Origin of the sequence: Bradyrhizobium sp. BWC-3-1 (assembly GCF_032917965.1) — a bacterium.
In the GTDB taxonomy this organism is placed as follows: domain Bacteria; phylum Pseudomonadota; class Alphaproteobacteria; order Rhizobiales; family Xanthobacteraceae; genus Bradyrhizobium; species Bradyrhizobium canariense_D.
In genome coordinates this window covers 8,550,901-8,570,129 of sequence record NZ_CP136625.1, presented here as the reverse complement: position 1 = coordinate 8,570,129, position 19,229 = coordinate 8,550,901, and the positions used below count along the sequence as shown (strand labels likewise).

Genomic DNA, 19,229 nt, shown 5'->3' with positions numbered 1-19,229 from the left:
CGACCGCAACCGAGGGATTCCGCGGTATGGGTCCCGGCCCCCGTGCGCAATTGCGCACTAGGCCGGGACGACGCCGTTTGCTTGGCACGCCCTTCATACTAACGACCAACATGCAATGGATGGGCACCGCCGGGGTTCTTCACTAGTATCCGCGCGATTTCAAAACAGAAAACTGCTGGGAGCTAACACATGAAATCAGCACTTTTGGCCGCTGCCGCAATGTCGGCTTTGTTGCTGGCCGCGCCGGCCTCTGCGCAAGGCGTCAAGATCGGCATCCTCAACGACCAGTCCGGCGTCTACGCCGATTACGGCGGCAAATGGTCGGTCGAGGCCGCCAGGATGGCGATCGAGGATTTCGGCGGCGAGGTGCTGGGCCAGAAGGTGGAGCTCGTCACCGCCGACCACCAGAACAAGCCGGATCTCGCCACCTCGATCGCGCGCCGCTGGTACGATGTCGAGAACGTCGACATGATCACGGAGCTGACGACCTCGTCGGTCGCGCTCGCGATCCACGAGCTCTCCAAGGAAAAGAAGAAGATCGACATCGTCGTCGGCGCTGCGACCTCGCGCCTCACCGGCGATGCCTGCCAGCCCTATGGTTTCCACTGGGCCTATGACACCCGCGCGCTCGGCGTCGGCACCGGCGGCTCGCTCACCAAGGCCGGCGGCGACAGCTGGTTCTTCCTCACCGCGGACTACGCCTTTGGCTACGCGCTGGAAAAAGACACCAGCGAGATCGTCACCGCCAATGGCGGCAAGGTGCTTGGCTCGGTGCGCGTGCCGCTCAACTCCTCGGACTTCTCCTCCTTCCTGCTCCAGGCGCAGAGCTCGAAGGCGAAGATCGTCGGCCTTGCCAATGCCGGCCTCGACACCACCAACTCGATCAAGCAGGCGTCCGAGTTCGGCATCGTCTCCGGTGGCCAGAAGCTCGCGGGCCTCTTGATGACGCTCGCCGAAGTGAACGGCCTCGGCTTGCAGGCCGCGCAGGGCCTGGTGCTGACCGAGGGCTATTACTGGGATATCAACGACCGCACGCGCAATCTCGGCGAACGCTTTCTCAAGCGCACCGGCCGGATGCCGAACATGATCCAGGCCGGCACCTATTCGGCGACGCTGAGCTATCTCAAGGCGGTCAAAGCCGCCGGCACCAAGGATCCGGATGCGGTCGCCAAGAAGCTGAAGGAGCTGCCGGTCGACGACGACTTCGCGCAAGGCGGCAAGGTGCTCGAGAACGGGCGCATGGTCCACGACATGTATCTGTTCGAAGTCAAGAAGCCCTCGGAATCGAAGAAGCCCTGGGACTATTACAAGCAGCTCGCGGTCGTTCCCGGCGAGAAGGCGTTCTTCACGGCCAAGGAGAGCGGCTGCCCGCTGACGAAGTAGGGATCAGGACCCCGCCAATAACTCCGATGTCGTCCCGGCGAAGGCCGGGACCCACAACCCCAGGGAGAAGTTGTGGGCCCGAACTGGTAACTCCAAGTCTTCGTCAAAATCACATCCCGTGGTTATGGGTCCCGGCCTTCGCCGGGACGACACTGAGTGTGTGGCGGTTGTCCGCCCTCACACCAGCCGCAGCACCAACGCTCCGAGCGTCCCGGCCCACAGCACAATGGCCGCGATACCCTGAATAAAAAATCCCGGGCCGCGTTTTGCGGCGGCTTTCGAATAGCCGATGAAGTAGACGATGCGGCCGACGATCCAGACAGTGCCGATCGTCGCCGCGCCGGCATCATTGATGTAAATCGCGAACAGCCAGAGCGACGGCAGGAAGATCGGCATCCATTCCAGCGTGTTCATCTGGATCCGGAACGCGCGCTCGAAATCCGGATGGCCCGACATTGCAGGCACCTTGACGCCGGTTTTGGTGCGCGAGCGCGACACGTTGATGGTGATGAAGAAGTAGAACAGGATCGCCAGCAGCGTGACGAGGGCGGTGAGGTGATACATCGCTAGTCCCTTCGAAGAGGTCCCGGTTCAATACCCGGTCAGCTCGAGATAGCCAACGCCGTCATGCGTGCCGGCAAAGCTGATCGGCCCTTCCCAATAGGAAAAACCGGTCCCCATCCACGCCTTCGGATTGAGCGGCTTGCACTGGATCGAGAACGACCGCGAGGGGATCGCGATCTGCCATTCGACCGGCAGCTTATGTCCCGCGACCTCGGCGGTCGCCTTCGGACTCATCTGGATGTCGTCGCCCGCGATCATGTGCGTGTCGCCTGTGGCGCTGATCCAGTTGCCGAACGGATGATTATGGCCGTCCTTCTGGCGCAGCCGGTACAGCATCAGCTTGTCGCCGGACGCCAGATGCAGCGACAGCCAGTCCCAGCCGGTCTGGTCGGTGTCGAGCGGCTGGCTGCTCCATTCGCGGTCCATCCAGGCCTGGCCGGAAACATCGACCGGTCTGTCGTCGATGGTGAGCGTGCCGCGGGCGCGATAGAACGGCTGGCTGTAATAATAGGAGGCCTGACCGCGCTCCGACTTGCGGCTGTAGCCGCCGTCGCCCTGCAACACCACCGGACGATCGGCCTCGAGCGTCAGCACGTAACTGAAGTCGGCGCCCGAGGCCTTCAGCGTCAGCGGCGCTAAAGCGCGATCTTCGGTGCGCTCGGATCCGTTCATCTCCCAATCGTCGATCCAGGCCGAGAACGGTTTCGCCGTGACGCCGGCCTGTCCCACACCACCGCGGGAAAACAGCTCGTTGAAGCGGTGGGTGTCGGCGCGCGTTACCGCGGCATGCGCCATCCACACCTGTTGATTGGCCCAGCCCTCGCCCTGAGGCCCCGGCTGCGTCGCCTGCCGGAACAGCGTCCATTGCAGGCCGCAAGCCGCGCCGCTGCCATCGACGAGATTCGCCGTGAGATACCACCACTCGATGCGAAACTCCGGATGCGGCCCGTGATCGCCGGGAAAGGCGAACGTCTTCCCCGGTGTGACCTTCGCAAAGCCGTCGGCCGTTTCGCCGAGCCCGGCATAACCTTGCGCGCCCGCGCGGCTGACAGCCGCGAGCGCGGCGATCCCGCCCGCGAAGGTGCGCCGGGAGATCCTGTCAGCGCTCATTGGCAAACACCTTGACGAGGCCCGCCGGCTGCATCCGGGCCAGTCGGATCATCGGCGGCAGCGCGGCAAGCAACGAGGCGAACAGCGCGATCGCGACCAGTTCGACCAGTTGCAGCGGAAACACATGGAACGGCAGCCGCCAGCCGAACGCCTTCACGTTCACGATCGCGATCAGGCACCACGCCACCAGCAGCCCGAGCGGCACGGCCAGGAGCGAGGTGAACAGCGCGATCGACAGCGTCTTGGTCAATTCGATCGCGGCAAGGCGCGGCCGCGTGATGCCGATCGCCCAGAGCGGCGCGAGCTGCGGCAGGCGGGAGTTCGCCAATGTCAGCAAGCTGGTCAGAAGCGCGATCCCGGCGACGCCGAGCGTGAACGCGTTCAGCGCCGAAGTCACCGCAAAGGTGCGGTTGAAGATCCGGATCGACTCCGCCTTCACCGTCGCCTGGTCGGCGACGCTGCGGTCGTCGAGCGCAAACTGCTTCTGCAGCGCCGTGATCAGGCTGGGGATATTCTCCTTCGCGACGATGAGACCGATGCGCGTCTGCGGCGTCTGCGGGAAATGCCGGATCAGCGCCGCGACATTCACCGCCAGCTGTCCCTTGGGGTTGCCGTAGTCGGCATAGATGCCGACGATGTCGAGCTCCCAGGTCCCGCCCGGCGCCGGGACGTCAACGACGTCACCGACGCGGACGTTGAGGCGGCGGCTCAGCTGCTCGCTGATGAAAGCGGCATTGCCGGGTATGAGTTGTGTCCAGGCACCGGGTGCGGCTTCGAGCAGCGGCCAGCGCTCGCGATAGAGCGCGTGATCGGGCAGGCCGAGCAGTTCCACCGGCTGGCCCTGCACCTGCGCCTCGGCACGTCCGCCCGACAGGATCGCCTGGACATCGCTGCGCTCCTTCAGCCAGTTGCGGATCGCGACGCCTTTCGCATTGTCGGAGGCGCTGATGTAGACGTCGGCTGCGAGCCGCCCGTTGAGCCAGCCGATGAAGGTGCGGCTGAACGTTTCCACCATGGTGGACACCCCGACATTGACGGCGAGCGCGAGCAGCAGCGCCATCAGCGCCAGCGACAAACCCGAGAGCTGCTGCCGACTGTCCGCCCAGAACCACAGCGCGAGCGGCCTCCGCGCCAAACGCTGCCCGGTCCGCAGGATGATGTCGAGGAAGGCCGGCAAGATCAACGCCGCGCCGAGCATCAGCGCTGCCAGCACGCCAAAGCCCGCGATCAGCGATTGCCCGTACTGGAGCAGCAACAGCGCGACGGCGAACACGGCGCAGGCAGCCCCGCTCTGCAGGATCAGCCAACGGCTCTGCCTCTGTTGCCAGGCGCGCGGCTGCGCGGTCGCCAGCACCGGCATCCTGACAGCCTTGATCAGGCTGGTCGCCGCGGCCACCAGCGCGCCCACAATGCTGATGCCGATCCCGGCGAGCCACCATTCAGGTCGCAAGCTGAGCTGCCCCGGGATTTGCGCGCCGTAGAGCCCTCGCAGGGATGCTGCGACGTCGGGCAAGAGCGCGGCCGCAATGAAATAGCCGCAGGCGAGCCCGATCAGGCCTGCGACCAGCGACAGCGCCACGAGCTCGACCACCAGCACGGTGTTGACCAGTCGTGCCGAGGCACCGCAGGCCCGCAGCGTGCGCAGCATCGGCAGCCGCTGCTCGAAGGCGAGGCCGACGGCTGAATTGACGATGAAAAGACCGACGAAGAACGACAGCAGGCCGAACGCGGTGAGGTTGAGGTGAAAGCTGTCGGTGAGACGCTCCAGCTCGGTCTCCGCATCCGGCTCAACCCGCTGCAAGCGGTCGCCGACGACGCTCGCTAAGGGCGCGGGCTTGCCCTTGGGCTTGCCGATCAGAAGCCGCGAGATCTGGTCCGGCTTGTTCAGCAGCCGCTGCGCAACGCCGATATCGACCACGAGCACGTCGGGCACGAGCTGCGGCAGCACGCGCAGCGGCGGCAGTATTGCGCCGTTGCTGATCGGCGGCGCTGCGCCTTCCCGCTCCTGCAAGTCGGTCAACGTTTCCTTTGCCACCAGCGTCTGGCCCGGCGGCGCCACGAAGCTGCTCAGATCGGCGGCGCCGAGGCGCGGTGCGTTGCCGACATCGACCGGCAGCGTCACCGGCTCGATGCCGAGCAGCCGGACCGAGCGCCCGTTGACCTGGACCCGTCCCTCCAGCATCGGCGAGACCGGCCAGCCGGCGCGGCGCAGCTTGACGAACAGCTCCTGCGGAAAAGTCGCGGCATCAGGCGCGACCAGCATCGGCGTGCGCGCGCCGCCGAAGGTTGCCGCGGCGCGGTCATAGGCGCTGCGGGCCTGCTGGTTGATCGCCTGCACGCCGCTCCACAGCGCAGTCGCCGCGATCAGCCCGATCAGGAGCGTCGCGAACTGCATCTTGTGGCGCCGCCAATGGCTGAGCAGCACGGCGAGGACCCAGAGCGCGCGCCTCATGCGATCCGCCCGGCATGCAGGTTGACGTGGCGATCGAGTGCGGCGGCCAGATGCAGGCTGTGCGTCACCATCAGAAAGCCGCAGCCGGTGCGCGTGACGAGGTCGCGCGTCAAGGCCAGCACGTCCTCGGCGGTGGCCTCGTCGAGATTCCCGGTCGGCTCGTCCGCTAGCAGCAACGACGGCTTCGTCGCTAGGGCCCGGCCAATCGCGACCCGTTGCTGCTGTCCGCCCGACAATTGTTCTGGATAACGCTTGAGCAGGCCGCCAAGCCCGAGACGCTCGATCAGCTCCTTGTACCAAGCCTCGTCGTACCGGCCGGCGATCCGTGCCTGAAACACCAGATTATCCCCGACCGACAGACTCGGGATCAGATTGTATTGTTGAAACACCAGGCCGATCCGGTCGCGCCGCAGGCCCGCGCGTCCCGCATCGGACAATTTGGTGACCTCCGTGTCTTCCAGTCGGATCGTGCCGCCATCGGCGGCATCGAGCCCTGCGATCAGGTGCAGCAGTGTGCTCTTGCCGCTGCCGGACTCGCCGGTCAGTGCGACGCGTTCGCCGGCCTTGAGATCGAGATCGACGCCGCGCAGGACATGGACCGGCTCACCGGCCGAAGAGAACGTCTTGGAGAGGTTTTGGATGCTCAGCACGATGAATGGCGCCGGACGGAATTAGCGGAATTGCTGCGTAGCACACTTGCTGCGGAAATGCCGGGTTGCGTTGGTATTGAAGCCGTTGTTAGCTCCTAAGAGGACCACATCAAAAAAGTGCCAAAAAGGGACGACGGGGAGAACGATGAGCGCTCAGGCAACGCAGCCCGCGGCGGGCAAGATGACGGGGATGTCCAAGGAAACGTCGAAGGAAACGCAAAAGCAAACGCCAAAGGGCGCTTGGACCGTTACATTTCTCCTGTTTCTTTTCATGCTGGTGAACTTCGCCGACAAGATCGTCGTCGGTCTCGCGGGCGTTCCGATCATGACCGAGCTGAAGCTCGAGCCCGAGCAGTTCGGTCTGCTCGGCTCGTCGTTCTTCTTCCTGTTCTCGATCTCGGCGATCGTGGTCGGCTTCATCGTCAACAAGGTACCGACCCGCTGGGTGCTGTTGACGCTCGCGGTGATCTGGGCGCTGACGCAGTTTCCGATGGTCGGCACCGTCTCTTTCACCACACTCCTGATTTGCCGCATCGTGCTCGGCGCCGGCGAAGGCCCGGCGGCCTCGGTGGCGATGCACGCGATCTACAAGTGGTTCCCCGACGAGAAGCGCACGATGCCGACCGCAATCCTGTCGCAGGGTTCGGCCTTCGGCGTGATCCTGGCGGTCCCGGCGCTGAACTGGATCATCGTCAACCATTCCTGGCACTATGCGTTCGGTGCCCTCGGAATCGTCGGCCTGATCTGGGTCGCCGCCTGGCTCGCACTCGGCAAGGAAGGCCCGCTGGACACCCACGCATCGGCCGTGATCGAACCGAAAATACCCTATCTCCAGCTTCTGACATCGCGCACTTTCATCGGCTGTGTGACCGCGACCTTCGGCGCCTATTGGGCGCTGTCGCTCGGGCTCACCTGGTTCACGCCCTTCATCGTCAAGGGCCTCGGCTTCTCGCAGTCTCAGGCGGGCTTCGTCTCGATCCTGCCCTGGGTGTTCGGGGCGACCATCGTCATTCTCACGGGCTGGATCTCGCAGGTGATGCTGGCACGCGGCTACACGTCGCGGATCTCCCGCGGCGTGCTCGGCTCTGTGCCGCTGATCGTCGGCGGCCTGATCCTCGCGATGATGCCGCACGTCCAAGGTGCCGGCCTCCAGATCGCCCTGCTCGTGGTCGGCTCCGGCCTGTGCGGCGCGATCTACGTCGTCTGCCCGCCCATGCTCGGCGAGTTCACGCCGACGTCGCAGCGCGGCGCGGTTCTCGCGATCTACGGTGCGCTCTATACGCTTTCCGGCATCATCGCGCCGCTCGTGATGGGCAGCGTAATCCAGCGCGCCGGCAGCATGCTCGACGGCTACATGACCGGCTTCACCATCAACGCCGCGATCATGGTCGGCTCCGGTGCGCTCGGGCTGCTCCTGCTCTGGCCCAACACGGAAAAGGCCAGGCTGACCGGTGGAGCTGCTCCGCAGGCAGCGCCGCTGAAGAGCGCGGTGTCGCCGACGTAAGGGGCCACTTCAGCCAACCCAATCACAACTGTCATCCCGGCGAAGGCCGGGATCCATAACCACGATTTTTAGTTTGGCGAAGACTTGGAGTTGGCAGCTTTGCGCCACAACTCCGATTCGTGGTTATGGGCCCCCGGCCCCTATGCGCAATTGCGCACTAGGCCGGGACGACAATTGAGTTTGTTGCTCAAGCCGCGATTTGCCGCTTCCGCTCCGTGAACGGCGACAGCACCACCGTCGCGACCATGAAGATCACGGATGCGCCGAACACCCAATGCGGCGCGCTCTGGTCCATAATCCAGCCGAACAACAGCGGGCTGACGATGCCGCCGAGATTGAAGCCGGTGGAGACGATGCCGAAGGCGCGCCCCGCCGCGCCGGGAGGTGCTGCATTGCGCACCAGCATGTCGCGCGAAGGCGCGATTACGCCGGAGAGGAATCCCGCGGCCGCCATCGTGGCGGTCAGCGCCCAGCCCGGCAGCGTGACCAGCGCGATCAGCAGCACGATCGCCGCGTTCGCGGCGAAGCAGGCGGCAGCGACATAGCCGTGGCGCTCGGTGTGGTCGGCAAGAAAGCCGCCCGCGAGCACGCCGGCGGCGCTTGCACCGAGGAAGGCGGTGAGCGCGACATTGGCCGCGGAATAGGTCACGCCATAGCCACTCATCAGCGCCACCACGCCGAAATTGTTGATGCCGGCGACCGACAGGCTGAGCAGCATGAACAGTGCCGTCAGCGTGATCAGCGCCGGCGTGATCACGGCCTGTTTGGGTGCGTTCTCGGTGCCTGGCTTGGTCTTGTGCGCGCCGGCATCGGGAATGTTCATGGTCACCAGCAACACCGCGACCAGAACGCCGATCACGCCCGATGCGATCAGCGCACCGACACCGCCTGACACGATGACCATCGCGGCGACGATCGCCGGCGCCACCGCGCCGCCGAAATAGCCGGCAAAGGTATGGATCGAGAAGGCGCGGCCCATCCGCGCTTCGTCCATGTGCTCGGCGAGGATGGCGTAATCGGCGGGATGGTAGACGCTGTTGGCGAGCCCGAGCAGCACGGCGCAGGCGATCAGCGAGGTGTAGCTGAGATGCAGGCCAAGCAGGATCAGCGCGAGGCCGCCGAGGGTGAGGCCGCCCAGCAAAATCTTTCGCGCGCCAAAATGGTCGACGAGATAGCCGGTCGGCGCCTGCGTCAGCCCCGACACCACGGCCGACACGGTCAGCGCGAAGCCGAGCTCGACGTAGCCGACGCCGAGTTGATTTTTGAGGAAGGGAAACAGCATCGGCAGGACCAGCAGATGAAAATGGCTGACCCAATGCGCGATCGAAATTCCCGTCAGCGTGCGTAGCGCGCTGTCCGCCTTGCCTTGCTGCGGTGCGGCGAGAACGTCGACCATTGCAGTTCCGTTTCACGTCCTTTGGAGACGCGCAAACTATCGGGCAGAGCGGTTATTTGTCCATGAACGCAGGCGCATGGCAGTAGCGCGGGGCAGGACGACAGTTGAGAGCGTGGCAAGAGACGAGCCCCTCAAAACGGCTCGTCGTCCGGCCCGTAGCGGTCGCGCTTTGGTGTCGCGATGTCGCCGTCTTCGTAATCATCGTCTTCGGTGTCGCGCGGAGGCTGAGGCTTCTTCGCCTTGTCTTTTGCTGGCGCGTCGTCCGCAATTTTGGGCGGCGCGCTCGGCTTGCCGATCTTGGCCATGGCTGGTCCCGGACAGTGATGCTGCGCCCAAACCTATCCGGAAGATATGTGCAGTTCCTGACTTATCTCAAGGCGGTCAGTGCACCACCGGCCCGCCGGCCTTTTTCCAGGCATCGATGCCGCCGGCGATGTGGGCGGTGTTGGTGAGCCCGGCCTCCTTGGCGGCGGCGACAGCCATCGCAGAGCGTTCGCCGAAGGCGCAGAAGAACACGACGCGGCGACCGGTGGCGGCCGCGACCTCGCGCAGCATGCCGCCGGGCTTGAGGCTGTCCTCAACGGACGGATAGGGTGTATGCAGCGCGCCTTCGAGCATGCCGTGCTTCATCCGCTCATTGGTCTCGCGCAAATCGACCAGCAGGATATCGGGACGGCCGAGGCTGCGGATCGCCTCGACGGCGCGGAGCACGCGGCCCTCTTTCTCCAGCTCCTCCTGGTGCAGGCCGACATGCATGTTGGCGGGCACCGCGACGTCCATCATCTTCGGATTGGGCAGCTTCAGATTGGCCATCAGCTCGATATAGTCGTCGACCGAGCGCACCTGGAGCCGCGGATTGTAGCGTTTCTCCTCGCCGATGGTGGAGACGGTGTCGCCCTTGTAGTCATGCGCCGGGAACACCATGGTCTCGTCGGGCAGCTTGAGCAGGCGGTTGAAGATCGAATCGTACTGCGCGCGCGACGAACCGTTCTGGAAATCGGTGCGGCCGGTGCCGCGGATCAGCAGCGTGTCGCCGGTGAAGACGCGGTCGCCCATCAAGTAGGAGTAGGAGTCGTCGGTGTGGCCGGGCGTGTACATCACGTCGAGCGACAGGCCCTCGATCGTCACCTTGTCGCCGTCGGCAACCCGCATCGCCACCACGTCGGCCTTGGTCTGGTCGCCCATCACGGTCATGCAATGGGTGCGGTCGCGCAGCTCGCCGAGGCCGGTGACGTGGTCGGCGTGCAGATGGGTGTCCACGGCCTTGACCAGCTTGAGATCGAGCTCGCGCAGGAGCTGGCAGTAGCGGTCGACCTTCTCCAGCACGGGATCGAGGATCAGCGCCTCGCCGCCGGCGCGGCTCGCCAGGAGATAGCTGTAGGTGCCCGAAACACTGTCGAAGAGCTGGCGGAAGATCATGGCAAGACCCGGCGTGAACTACCCCGAGATTCTACTACATTTCGAGCTTACAAGAGAAGCAATTCACTGTGTAAGCAAGAAAATTTGGAAGATTTTTATTCCTGTGACGGGCGGGTGGGCGTCACCTAGCCACCGCTGCCATTCCCCGCGAAGGCGGGGAATCCAGTACGCCGCGCCCTCCCGTACCCCTCGCGGTCTCGGAGTACTGGATCGCCCGCCTTCTGTTTAGACCGGACAGATCACTGACAGGTGTTCGGAGACATAGCTGACACTTCAAACTGGGCTGGAATGGTCGATTCGGGAGGCCTTCCATGCCCTGGAACGAGGTGTCGGTGATGGATCAGCGACGGGAGTTTGTGCGGCTTGCGTTGCAGGAAGGGGCGAACCGGCGGGAGTTGTGCCGGCGGTTCGGGATCAGTCCTGATGTGGGCTACAAATGGCTGCGGCGTTGGCAGGCTGGAGATCATGAACTGGCGGATCAGTTGCGCCGGCCCAAGAGCATGCCCAAGCGGAGCGTGCCTGAGGTCGAGGCGCGGGTTCTGGCTGTGCGTGACAAGCATCCGGCTTGGGGAGCGCGCAAGATTGCCCATTGCCTGAAGCGCGGCGGCCAGACCGTACCGGTGCCCTCCACAGTGCATCGGATCCTGTGCCGGAACGAACGGATCAAGCCGAGCGAGAAAGCCGCGCCGAGCCCTTCAGGCCACCGGTTCGAGAGGGACGCGCCCAATCAACTCTGGCAGATGGACTTCAAGGGCCACATGCCGCTTGCCGACGGAAGGCGTTGCCATCCGCTAACCATGGTCGATGACCACTCCCGCTATGCGCTGTGTTTGAAGGCGTGCGCCAACGAGCAGCGACCTGATGTGCAGAGGCATCTGACCGACACCTTCCGACGCTATGGGCTGCCGGAGGCCTTCTACCTCGACAACGGTTCTCCCTGGGGCGACACCTCGGGCGTTCGCTGGACTGCGCTGAAGGTATGGCTGCTCAAGCTCGGCGTCAGGGTGGTCCATGCCAGGCCACGTCATCCTCAGGGCCGAGGCAAGAACGAACGCTTCCATCGCAGCTTGAAAGCAGAAGTGTTCGCTCTGCGCACGTTCCGCACTTTGGCGGAAGTCCAGCGTGCCCTCGATAGCTGGCGAACGGTCTACAATCTGGAGCGGCCCCACGAGAGCTTGGGCATGGGCATTCCCGCCGATCGCTACCGGCCCAGTTTACGCGCCATGCCGGATCGTGTGCCGAAGATCCAATACGACGCCGGGGAGATCGTTCGCACCGTCTCCTCGACGCGGAGCTACATCGCCTTCAAAGGGCAAATGTGGAAAGTCCCTCAAGCCTTCTGCGGCGAGCAGCTGGCCGTGAGGCCGCTCGACCGCGACGGCCGCTACGGAATCTTCTTTGCCAGTTGGCAGGTCGGATCAATCGACTTGACGCGCAGCCAAACTGTCAGTGATGTGTCCGAACAGGCGTCAGCTATGTCTCCGGTCTAAACACTTCGCCGGCGATGACACCGAGTATGCCGCGACGCTTCGCCCCGGCAAAAGGCTCAGGGCCTCACCACCGTGTATCCGTTCTCGCTGAGGAACAGGATCTGCCCGACCCCGACCTGCACCGGCGTAGCGGCAGGGATGAACTCCGGCCGCTTGCCGGTCTCCCGCTCGATCGTGTCGACAGTGTTGAGGCAGATGTCGAAGCGTACGCCTTGCGCGATCAGGCTCTCGACCTGCTTGCGGCGCTCGCTGCCGGTGAACAGGAGGTCGATGCCGGGACCGAACGCCACCACCTCGATTGCGACCTTGTCGGGGTCGTAGGCCTTCAGCAAATTGTTGGCGACGCTGAGCACCAGAGCTTGCTTCCTGGCATCGCCATCGGAGAGCTGCAGCACGATCTTGTGCTCGGCGAACGGCTTGTCCTGGAGCGGCACCTGCTGCGCGAAAGCCGGTGGCATCGCCGCCCAGGCGAACAGCGCCAGCAGCATCGCGGATAGGGTTTGCGACCGCATCATCCCTGTCCTGCGATGCCCGGATTACCCTCGACGCCCTTTAGCGTGACGCCGGAGCCGAGCCGCTCCTGAAACATCCGGCCCGAGCGCAGATATTTTGCCACCACATCCCACACCGGCGCGCCTTGCTGGCCGTTGACCGAGGCCCAGCCCGCGACCTTGTAGCGGTGGCTGGCACTGAGCGCCTTGCCGCCATTGAGCTTCAGCTCCGAGATCCGGCTGCCGATCGTCGCCGTCGGCGTGCAGGTGTAGCTGAGCCCACCGGCGCGCACCATGTCGCCGCCCTGCTGGTAATAGGGATCGGTATTGAAGAGGTTGTCGCAGACGTCTTCCAGCACGTCCTTGATCTCCGCGCCGGTCATCTCCTGCACATAGGTCTCGGGATAGCTGATCGCGGTTTCCGCGAGCAAATCCTCCATCGTCAGTGCCTGGCCGGACAGTCCGGTGACGCCCCAGCGGAAGCCCGGCGACAGCGCGATCTCGGCGTCGAACTCGGTGCGCAGCGCGCTGCAGATCAGCTCGTCGACCGGGCCGGCGAAATTGTCGCGTCGATACAGCAGGCGATCGGGCGTCGCGATCTTCTCCAACCAGTCGGTGACGAAGGGTGCCCGCAACCGGCCGATCAGTTCGGCCATCCCGGGATCGGGTTTCAACAGCTCGGAATAGACCGGCAGCAGATGATATTTGACGTCGCCGACCTTGCCCTTGTCGAGCGCGAGATCGAGCACGGCCAGAAATTTTCCGTTGGAGCCGGCATTGGTGACGAGCGTCGTGCCGCTCGCATTCTTCACGGCGATGGGCTGCGGGATCGCATCATGGGTATGGCCGCCGAGGATGACGTCGATACCGGTGACGCGGCTTGCGAGCTTGAGATCGACGTCCATGCCGTTATGCGACAGCAGGATGACCGCATCGACCTTGTCGGTGCCGCGCAGGCCGTCGACATGCTTCTGGAGCTCTTCCTCGCGGATGCCGAAGGACCAGTCCGGCGTGAACCGTTTGGGATGCGCGATCGGCACGTAAGGGAAGGCTTGGCCGACGATCGCGACGCGATGGCCGCCGAGCTCCTTGATCACGGAGGGCTTGAACACGCGTCCCGTCGCCTTGTCGAAGGCCGGGGCATCATTGAATGCGGCTTCCTCGGTGAGAAAAACGTTCTGCGCCAGAAACTCGCCCCTGAAGCGCGCGAGATTGTCGCGCAGCGCCTGCTCGCCATAGGTGAATTCCCAATGCCCGGTCATCGCCTCGACACCGAGCAGGTTTGCGGCCTCGACCATGTCGCGGCCCTGCATGATGTTGGCAAGTCCCGAGCCTTGCCAGAGGTCGCCGCCGTCAACGAGCACGGAGCGTTTTTCGCCGACATCGCCACGCAAGCGGTCGATCAGCGTCTTCAGATGGGCGAAGCCGCCGAGCTTGCCGAAGCGGCCTGCGGACTTCTCGAACTCGAAGCAGCTGAAGGCATAGGCATCCGCGCTGTCGGGCCTGATGCCGAAACGGTCGAGAAAGGCGCGGCCGACCAGATGCGGCGGCCGTCCCGCCATCTCGCCGATCCCGATATTGACGCTGGGCTCGCGAAAATAGACTGGATTGAGTTGCGCATGCGTGTCGGTGAGGTGAAGGATGCGCGCATTGCCGAACCGTTCGAGGTCGTAAATGCTCGCAGCCTCAGCACCGAGCGCAAGCCGCGGCAGGCTCAGCGATGCGGCAGCAAGGCCTGCATTCTTCAGGAAATCGCGGCGGCGGATCGCCATCCAGAAATTCTCCGCGCCCTCTCACGGTCGCAAGGCTGTTGCACAAGCGAACAGTCTAACGGATTTCCATCGCCTTCCAGGCTTCTTTTTCGGAAATCGCCTGGAAGATCGACGCCTTCGCCAGCGCCTCGGCCTCCCTGGCTGCGGCCACGGCGCGGTCGAAATCGCCGCCATCGGCCGCCTTCTTTGCGGCGGCCAGCGTCGAGACGGTCACGGTCCATTGGTTGCGCATGCCGGCGGCCTCCTTGGAGGCGGCCTCGGCGGCGGCAAAGGCCGCCTTGTAGTCTGCCTCATCTGCCGCGCGCGCCGCCGGCGCGAGCCCGAGGGTAAGCAGCAAGGCAAGCAGCCGGGCGAAAGGGAGTGACAGCTTCATGGCCGCGCTCCCGGTCCCGATATCGGCAGGCCGTTGGCGACGTAGGACAGGAAATATTCGACGTCGCGATATTCATCCGCCTGCGGCTCCAGCGGAACCGCGCGGGTCTGGCTGTTGCAGGTGACGAAGCGGCGGCTGGTGGTGCCCATGCCGCTCCATTCGGAGCGGTAGATCGGCATCGCGTTCAGAATGCCAAGCGCCGGCGCCAGGATCTCGGCGCGGATGCGCTCACCCGGGCTCTGCACATGGCAGCTCGCGCAGGAGAAATTCAATTGGCCGCGGCGGGTGTAGAAATAGCGCTTGCCGTTCTCGAATGCCGCGAGCGCGCGAGGATCGTCGGGGATCTTGATGTCCATCGGCTTGCCGCGCGAGGTGAAGGCCATGTACGCCGTGAGCGAGGCCATCTCGTCCTTGACGTAGGAATAGGGCGCCTCGCCATTGGCCTCGCGGCAGCGGTTGAGCGCCAGCTCCAGCGTGACGACCTTGCCTTCCTTCTCGTCGAAATAAGGATAGTTCTGGCGGATGCCGATGCCGCCGTTCGGGAAGCAGTCCGCATAGGTCTTGCCGTTCTTGAACGGGGTGGCGAACATCTCCTTGCCGGCGTCTAGCGCGAACTCGTAGGGCGGGAATTCCTCCTTCTCCTGCCACTGCCGCTTCATGTCCTCGTTCATGGAATAAGGACCGTTGACGAAATCCTCGTGCTTCACATCAGGGAATTTCTGGAAGAAGAAGTTCTGGAACGCCTTGGCATCGGCGATGGGATCGACCTTGTCGGCCGCCACCACGCGTGGAGAGGTGAGGGCCAACGCGACGAGCGCGGCGCTCAACGAACCAAGCAGGATGGAGGTGCGGGCCTTCATCACGAGATCTTCGCAGTGGTCGTGTCCGACGCACCCTTGTTATCCGTCCAGGAGACCTTGAGATCGTCGCCCTTCTTGGCTCCCTTGAAGCTGAACTTGACGTAGGGGTCCTTCGAGACGGCGGTGCCCCAATCGGCAACGAAGACGTCCTTGCCGTTACATTCGAATTTCAGCTGCTGGATGTAATGCGCCGGGATCAGCTCGCCCTTGGCGTCCTTGACGAAGCCGGTATCCATCGGGTGCTGGATCAGCGCCTGCACCTCGGTGATGTCGCCGTTGGTGGTGGCGCGGACGCGAATGCTGGATGCCATCTCGATCTTCCTCGCTTAGCCGCCGCAGCCGCCGACGGTGACCTTGACCTCTTTGGTCGCGCTGTAGAGCTTGCCGTCGGCCTCCACGATCGCGACCACGTTGGTGGTCTTGGCCATCTTCAGCCGGTTGGCGACAGCAGGGATCGTGCCTTCGGGAATCCTGTAGCTGGCGGCCAGCGCGCTGGGATTCTCGGCCACGAAGAATGAAATCGAGGTGACCTTGTCGAGTGTCGTCGTCACCGAGATCGGCACCACACCGCCGTTCTCGGCGATCTCGGGGGCGTCCAGCTTGACCTTGTCGGACGGCTCGGCGGTTTTGCCGTAGAGCGCCTTGATGGCGTCAGCCTCGCTCTTTTGCTTGAACGCCTCTTCCGGATATTTGTCGTTGGCCGCGGCGCGCGCGGGCGCGGCGCCGAACGGCAGATTGCCGAGGCCGAGCAACGCGACCGAGGCTGCGCCCTGAAGGATCAGGCGCCGCGTCGCGCTTGGGCCGGTGAGTGTGGTCATCTCTGGTCTCCCAACCAAATCTCGTGGCATGCCTGAAGTCACAGGGTCTGCAGGAAATCAACGATCGCGCTGATCTCCTGTTCGGTCAAAATCCGGTTCCGGCCGAACGGCGGCATCATGGTCTGCGGATTGCGCTTGGTCTCGTCGAAGATGATCGCGGTCAGTTCGTTGCGATCGGGGTACTTGGCCTTGAGGTCCTTCAGTTCCGGCCCGATCGTTCCCGGCAGGTCGCCACCCCTGATGACATGGCAGGTCAGGCAATTGCCCTTGCCGCGGTCGAAAGCGAGTTTCTGGCCGTCGGCCACAGCGGACTGCGCCCACGCCGGGGTGGCGAGGCCGGCTGCAATGGCCAGCAAGATGAACAGAACGGGCGTCCGGGAAAAGGCGGTCAAGGCGTTATTCCGAGGCGTTATGCGATGGTCTCGATTACAAAATAGAAGCGTTCCAAAGCACAAAGGGCGCCGCCTGACAATCAAGACTATCCACGCGACAAAATGGAGTTAATATCTTCCCGATTGCAACTAAAGAGATTATTTGTTCAGCCGATTTGGTCCGAGAGTTAGGGGCCGTGGCGCGGGCCGGCTGTTTCCTGAGCGTTTGGGCGCTCAACCTGTTTTCATCGCGTTCTCGTTTTTTCAAGGGGACCTCACTTGGCTGAATATGTCGTCGAATTCGGCAGGGATGGCGGTCGGGTCGAGTCGGATGGGCGGCTCGATGCGCCGGCATTTCATCGCAATCACGAGCCGCTCTGGGCGGCACTGGAACGGCATCTCGCCGGCTGCACCGGCAACGTGGTCGAGCTCGGCAGCGGAACCGGCCAGCACGTGGTCTACTTCGCCCGTCACACGCCCGGCCTGATCTGGTGGCCCAGCGATCTCAACCAGCGCCACCTCAAGAGCATCGAGGCCTGGCGCGTTCATTCAGGCCTCAAAAACATCCGCTCGCCGCTGCGGATCGATCTCACCGATCCGGACTGGTGCCCGGAGATGAAAAGCGGGCAGGGGCCGTCGAGTCTTGCCGCATTGTTCTGCGCCAATGTCATCCACATCGCGCCATGGAGCGTCGCCGAGGGTCTGTTCGCCGGCGCCGGCCGCTATTTGCGGGCCGACGGCAAGCTGTTCCTCTACGGCCCGTTCAAGCGCGGCGGCAAGCACATCGCGCTCAGCAATGCGGTGTTCGACACCTCCCTGCGTGAAGGCAATCCCGACTGGGGCGTGCGTGACATCGCCGATGTCGAGGCGCTTGCCCGCGGCGTTGGTCTTCGCCTTGTCGATACGATGGACATGCCCGCGAACAATCTGACCTTGGTATTCGCGCGATAGGAGGTCGTCATGCCCGGGCTTGTCCCGGGCATCCACGTTCTTCGTGCACCAGCTAGTCGTCCGTTAAGAAGGCGAATTGAGCGGGGCTGGACCGGCCAGCACGCGGCATAGTCGGACCAGGAACAGGCACAAAAGTTCTCTGAGCCAGGCTAGGATGCGGCGGAAGTTGTGGCCGACGGCTGAGAGGATGACGTTGGCGGCGTCTCCGGCACGGCCTTTGAGGTAGCAGCGACCGAGGTGACCTTCGGTCTTCATGTGGCCGATGATGGGCTCGATGGCGGAGCGGCGGCGCAGCTCGCGCTTGATGACGCCGAAGACGCCGCGCTTTTGGCCGGAGATGAAGATGCGACGTGGATTTTGAGCATCGTGGCCGCGGTATCCCTTGTCGACATAGGCCCGCTCGATCGGACATCCGGTGAGCGTCTCGGTCCGGTCGATGACGTTCCGCAGGGTATGACCGTCGTAGGGATTTTCGGGCAGCGAGCTGGCGTGCAGTACGAACAGGCCGCCGGGAGCTCGGCGATTGTTGGTGACGATGGAGGCCTTCACGCCGAACTCGTAAGGGGCTGAGGCCTTGCCTTTGCCGATGCACTCCACCTCCGGGGCATGAAAGGAATAGAGCTTCCAGCCGCGCTGGCGCTGCTGCTGGGAGCGGATCTGGCTGGCTCGGCCAAGCGGAAGGGCGAATGCCTCCTCGAGGGCTGGCTGGCCCTCGATCTTGCGACGGACGTCGCGGATGATCCGGCCCAGCCGGCTGCGCAGGATACGCAACTGCCGCTGATGCCGCCCGAACTGTTTGGCATGGGCGTAGCGGCCCGCCATCATCGCAGCGGCCTTGGCCACACGAGAATAGGATTGCCGCAGCCTGACGGCGTGCCTTCTCGCCAGGCGGTTGAGGCCCTGGATGGCCGCATGAAGCAGCTTGGCGTCGGTCGGGAAGGTGATGGCCTTCGGCTGCACCGTGGTGTCGACGGTGACGCGCTTGAGGTCCTGGCTGCGTAAGGCGCCGGCTTCGTGCGCCACCCGCAGGCTCTCGGCCAGCAGCAGCTCCAGCTTGTCGCCGAGCCGCTTGCGCCAATGGCTCAGGTCCGAGCGTTCGTGCGGGAAAGCGTGCCGGAAAAACTCTTCGCCGGTGAAGAACTGGAAATAAGGGTCGTGGACCCAGCGCTCGCACACCCCCTCATCGGACAGCCCGTAGATATGCTTGAGCAACAACAGCCCGATCATGAAGCGGGTCTCGATCCCCGGCCGGCCGTTCTCGCTGTAGAGCGGCGCGATCTCGCCGTCGATCCAGTCCCAATCGATCTTGCCGGCAAGCAGAACCAACTCGTGCTTCAGATTGATGATCTGGTCCAGCCGCGCCCGGAACAGATCGTTCGATCCCGTCGTCTTGTGCTTCTTCGGCCGCATCGTTCCCTCCGATGCACCACAGAATCATGGGCCGCAGGGAAAGGGAATCCAAAAGCGAAATTGCAGGGTTTGGCGGCTTCAACCTCGCATTCCCTGCAATCTCAAACCGCCTCGAATCCGAAAAAGAGACTCCTGCTCAATCGCTTAGAACCTTGTTCACGGACGACCAGCTAAGGCGTGGATGGCCCGGTCAAGCCCGGCCATGACCGTGCGGA

19 protein-coding genes are annotated in these 19,229 nt (G+C 64.0%); 4 read left to right on the top strand and 15 right to left on the bottom strand.

From position 1 onward, the window contains the following. Nucleotides 1-189: 189 nt before the first annotated feature. Complete coding sequence (locus RX329_RS40960) at nt 190-1,383, top strand: ABC transporter substrate-binding protein (RefSeq protein ID WP_085361915.1); 1,194 nt, start codon at nt 190-192, stop codon at nt 1,381-1,383. A gap of 177 nt (nt 1,384-1,560) precedes the next feature. Here RX329_RS40960 and RX329_RS40955 read toward each other — a convergent pair whose 3' ends face one another. Genes RX329_RS40955 through RX329_RS40940 form a run of 4 tightly spaced genes read right to left on the bottom strand, consistent with a single transcriptional unit; the run spans nt 1,561 to nt 6,159 of the window. Continuing rightward, entirely contained in the window at nt 1,561-1,947 is a 387-nt protein-coding gene (locus RX329_RS40955) for an MAPEG family protein (protein ID WP_085361914.1), read from the bottom strand. A 27-nt stretch (nt 1,948-1,974) separates the two neighbouring features. Next, nucleotides 1,975-3,057 carry a lipocalin-like domain-containing protein gene (locus RX329_RS40950; RefSeq protein ID WP_085361913.1) on the bottom strand — a complete coding sequence of 361 codons (1,083 nt, stop codon included), beginning with the start codon at nt 3,055-3,057 and terminating at the stop codon, nt 1,975-1,977. Further along, a complete protein-coding gene (locus RX329_RS40945) occupies nt 3,047-5,509 on the bottom strand; it encodes an ABC transporter permease (RefSeq protein ID WP_085361912.1) in 2,463 nt (820 codons plus the stop codon). Before RX329_RS40945 ends, RX329_RS40950 begins: the two co-directional genes overlap by 11 nt. Then, a complete protein-coding gene (locus RX329_RS40940) occupies nt 5,506-6,159 on the bottom strand; it encodes an ABC transporter ATP-binding protein (protein WP_085361911.1) in 654 nt (217 codons plus the stop codon). Before RX329_RS40940 ends, RX329_RS40945 begins: the two co-directional genes overlap by 4 nt. Before the next feature lie 145 nt (nt 6,160-6,304). Here RX329_RS40940 and RX329_RS40935 point away from each other — a divergent pair, with 145 nt between their 5' ends. Continuing rightward, nucleotides 6,305-7,663 (top strand): MFS transporter, encoded by a 1,359-nt coding sequence (locus tag RX329_RS40935; RefSeq protein WP_085349635.1) that lies wholly within the window; start codon nt 6,305-6,307, stop codon nt 7,661-7,663. A 187-nt stretch (nt 7,664-7,850) separates the two neighbouring features. Here the strand turns inward: RX329_RS40935 and RX329_RS40930 are convergent, their stop codons facing one another. The 3 genes from RX329_RS40930 to RX329_RS40920 all read right to left on the bottom strand — a co-directional run bounded on the left by RX329_RS40930 (nt 7,851) and on the right by RX329_RS40920 (nt 10,478). Continuing rightward, nucleotides 7,851-9,059, bottom strand: a complete 1,209-nt coding sequence (locus RX329_RS40930) for an MFS transporter (protein ID WP_018455979.1) — start codon at nt 9,057-9,059, stop codon at nt 7,851-7,853. Nucleotides 9,060-9,190: 131 nt separating this feature from the next. After that, complete coding sequence (locus RX329_RS40925; RefSeq protein WP_018455980.1) at nt 9,191-9,364, bottom strand: hypothetical protein; 174 nt, start codon at nt 9,362-9,364, stop codon at nt 9,191-9,193. A gap of 76 nt (nt 9,365-9,440) precedes the next feature. Beyond that, nucleotides 9,441-10,478 (bottom strand): MBL fold metallo-hydrolase, encoded by a 1,038-nt coding sequence (locus RX329_RS40920; protein ID WP_018455981.1) that lies wholly within the window; start codon nt 10,476-10,478, stop codon nt 9,441-9,443. A 311-nt stretch (nt 10,479-10,789) separates the two neighbouring features. Between RX329_RS40920 and RX329_RS40915 the strand changes: the two genes are divergently transcribed. Next, the gene (locus RX329_RS40915; RefSeq protein WP_317244478.1) at nt 10,790-11,968 is read left to right on the top strand and encodes an IS481 family transposase; all 1,179 of its coding nucleotides are present in this window, start codon (nt 10,790-10,792) and stop codon (nt 11,966-11,968) included. 56 nt (nt 11,969-12,024) lie between these two features. Here the strand turns inward: RX329_RS40915 and RX329_RS40910 are convergent, their stop codons facing one another. Genes RX329_RS40910 through soxX form a run of 7 tightly spaced genes read right to left on the bottom strand, consistent with a single transcriptional unit; the run spans nt 12,025 to nt 16,674 of the window. Further along, nucleotides 12,025-12,483, bottom strand: a complete 459-nt coding sequence (locus tag RX329_RS40910; RefSeq protein WP_018455982.1) for a hypothetical protein — start codon at nt 12,481-12,483, stop codon at nt 12,025-12,027. Beyond that, entirely contained in the window at nt 12,480-14,231 is a 1,752-nt protein-coding gene (gene soxB, locus RX329_RS40905; RefSeq protein WP_018455983.1) for a thiosulfohydrolase SoxB, read from the bottom strand. The genes RX329_RS40910 and soxB overlap by 4 nt, the downstream gene beginning before the upstream one ends. A 55-nt stretch (nt 14,232-14,286) precedes the next feature. Beyond that, on the bottom strand, nt 14,287-14,604 hold the full coding sequence (locus tag RX329_RS40900; RefSeq protein WP_085349637.1) for a hypothetical protein: 318 nt from the start codon (nt 14,602-14,604) through the stop codon (nt 14,287-14,289). Next, nucleotides 14,601-15,464, bottom strand: coding sequence for a sulfur oxidation c-type cytochrome SoxA (soxA, locus tag RX329_RS40895; protein ID WP_085385505.1), 864 nt, complete (start codon nt 15,462-15,464; stop codon nt 14,601-14,603). The genes RX329_RS40900 and soxA overlap by 4 nt, the downstream gene beginning before the upstream one ends. Then, nucleotides 15,464-15,775, bottom strand: coding sequence for a thiosulfate oxidation carrier complex protein SoxZ (gene soxZ, locus RX329_RS40890; RefSeq protein WP_018455986.1), 312 nt, complete (start codon nt 15,773-15,775; stop codon nt 15,464-15,466). Before soxZ ends, soxA begins: the two co-directional genes overlap by 1 nt. Nucleotides 15,776-15,790: 15 nt before the next feature. Next, nucleotides 15,791-16,282 (bottom strand): thiosulfate oxidation carrier protein SoxY, encoded by a 492-nt coding sequence (gene soxY, locus RX329_RS40885; protein WP_018455987.1) that lies wholly within the window; start codon nt 16,280-16,282, stop codon nt 15,791-15,793. A 38-nt stretch (nt 16,283-16,320) separates the two neighbouring features. Further along, nucleotides 16,321-16,674, bottom strand: a complete 354-nt coding sequence (gene soxX, locus RX329_RS40880) for a sulfur oxidation c-type cytochrome SoxX (protein WP_018455988.1) — start codon at nt 16,672-16,674, stop codon at nt 16,321-16,323. A gap of 258 nt (nt 16,675-16,932) precedes the next feature. On the opposite strand from soxX, the gene RX329_RS40875 reads away from it, so the two are divergent. After that, complete coding sequence (locus tag RX329_RS40875) at nt 16,933-17,604, top strand: DUF938 domain-containing protein (protein WP_018455989.1); 672 nt, start codon at nt 16,933-16,935, stop codon at nt 17,602-17,604. Between the two features lie 63 nt (nt 17,605-17,667). On the opposite strand, the gene RX329_RS40870 is transcribed toward RX329_RS40875, so the two are convergent. Beyond that, nucleotides 17,668-19,014, bottom strand: coding sequence for an IS5 family transposase (locus RX329_RS40870; RefSeq protein WP_317245434.1), 1,347 nt, complete (start codon nt 19,012-19,014; stop codon nt 17,668-17,670). Nucleotides 19,015-19,229: the final 215 nt, after the last annotated feature.

What these genes read in the sequence shown, in the direction of transcription:
- RX329_RS40870 (WP_317245434.1), bottom strand. Translation starts at nt 19,014, where the DNA reads ATGCGGCCGAAGAAGCACAAGACGACGGGATCGAACGATCTGTTCCGG.
- soxZ (WP_018455986.1), bottom strand. Translation starts at nt 15,775, where the DNA reads ATGGCATCCAGCATTCGCGTCCGCGCCACCACCAACGGCGACATCACC.
- RX329_RS40925 (WP_018455980.1), bottom strand. Translation starts at nt 9,364, where the DNA reads ATGGCCAAGATCGGCAAGCCGAGCGCGCCGCCCAAAATTGCGGACGAC.
- RX329_RS40960 (WP_085361915.1), top strand. Translation starts at nt 190, where the DNA reads ATGAAATCAGCACTTTTGGCCGCTGCCGCAATGTCGGCTTTGTTGCTG.
- RX329_RS40935 (WP_085349635.1), top strand. Translation starts at nt 6,305, where the DNA reads ATGAGCGCTCAGGCAACGCAGCCCGCGGCGGGCAAGATGACGGGGATG.
- RX329_RS40900 (WP_085349637.1), bottom strand. Translation starts at nt 14,604, where the DNA reads ATGAAGCTGTCACTCCCTTTCGCCCGGCTGCTTGCCTTGCTGCTTACC.
- RX329_RS40920 (WP_018455981.1), bottom strand. Translation starts at nt 10,478, where the DNA reads ATGATCTTCCGCCAGCTCTTCGACAGTGTTTCGGGCACCTACAGCTAT.
- RX329_RS40910 (WP_018455982.1), bottom strand. Translation starts at nt 12,483, where the DNA reads ATGATGCGGTCGCAAACCCTATCCGCGATGCTGCTGGCGCTGTTCGCC.
- soxA (WP_085385505.1), bottom strand. Translation starts at nt 15,464, where the DNA reads ATGAAGGCCCGCACCTCCATCCTGCTTGGTTCGTTGAGCGCCGCGCTC.
- RX329_RS40955 (WP_085361914.1), bottom strand. Translation starts at nt 1,947, where the DNA reads ATGTATCACCTCACCGCCCTCGTCACGCTGCTGGCGATCCTGTTCTAC.
- RX329_RS40950 (WP_085361913.1), bottom strand. Translation starts at nt 3,057, where the DNA reads ATGAGCGCTGACAGGATCTCCCGGCGCACCTTCGCGGGCGGGATCGCC.
- RX329_RS40915 (WP_317244478.1), top strand. Translation starts at nt 10,790, where the DNA reads ATGCCCTGGAACGAGGTGTCGGTGATGGATCAGCGACGGGAGTTTGTG.
- soxY (WP_018455987.1), bottom strand. Translation starts at nt 16,282, where the DNA reads ATGACCACACTCACCGGCCCAAGCGCGACGCGGCGCCTGATCCTTCAG.
- RX329_RS40930 (WP_018455979.1), bottom strand. Translation starts at nt 9,059, where the DNA reads ATGGTCGACGTTCTCGCCGCACCGCAGCAAGGCAAGGCGGACAGCGCG.
- RX329_RS40945 (WP_085361912.1), bottom strand. Translation starts at nt 5,509, where the DNA reads ATGAGGCGCGCGCTCTGGGTCCTCGCCGTGCTGCTCAGCCATTGGCGG.
- soxB (WP_018455983.1), bottom strand. Translation starts at nt 14,231, where the DNA reads ATGGCGATCCGCCGCCGCGATTTCCTGAAGAATGCAGGCCTTGCTGCC.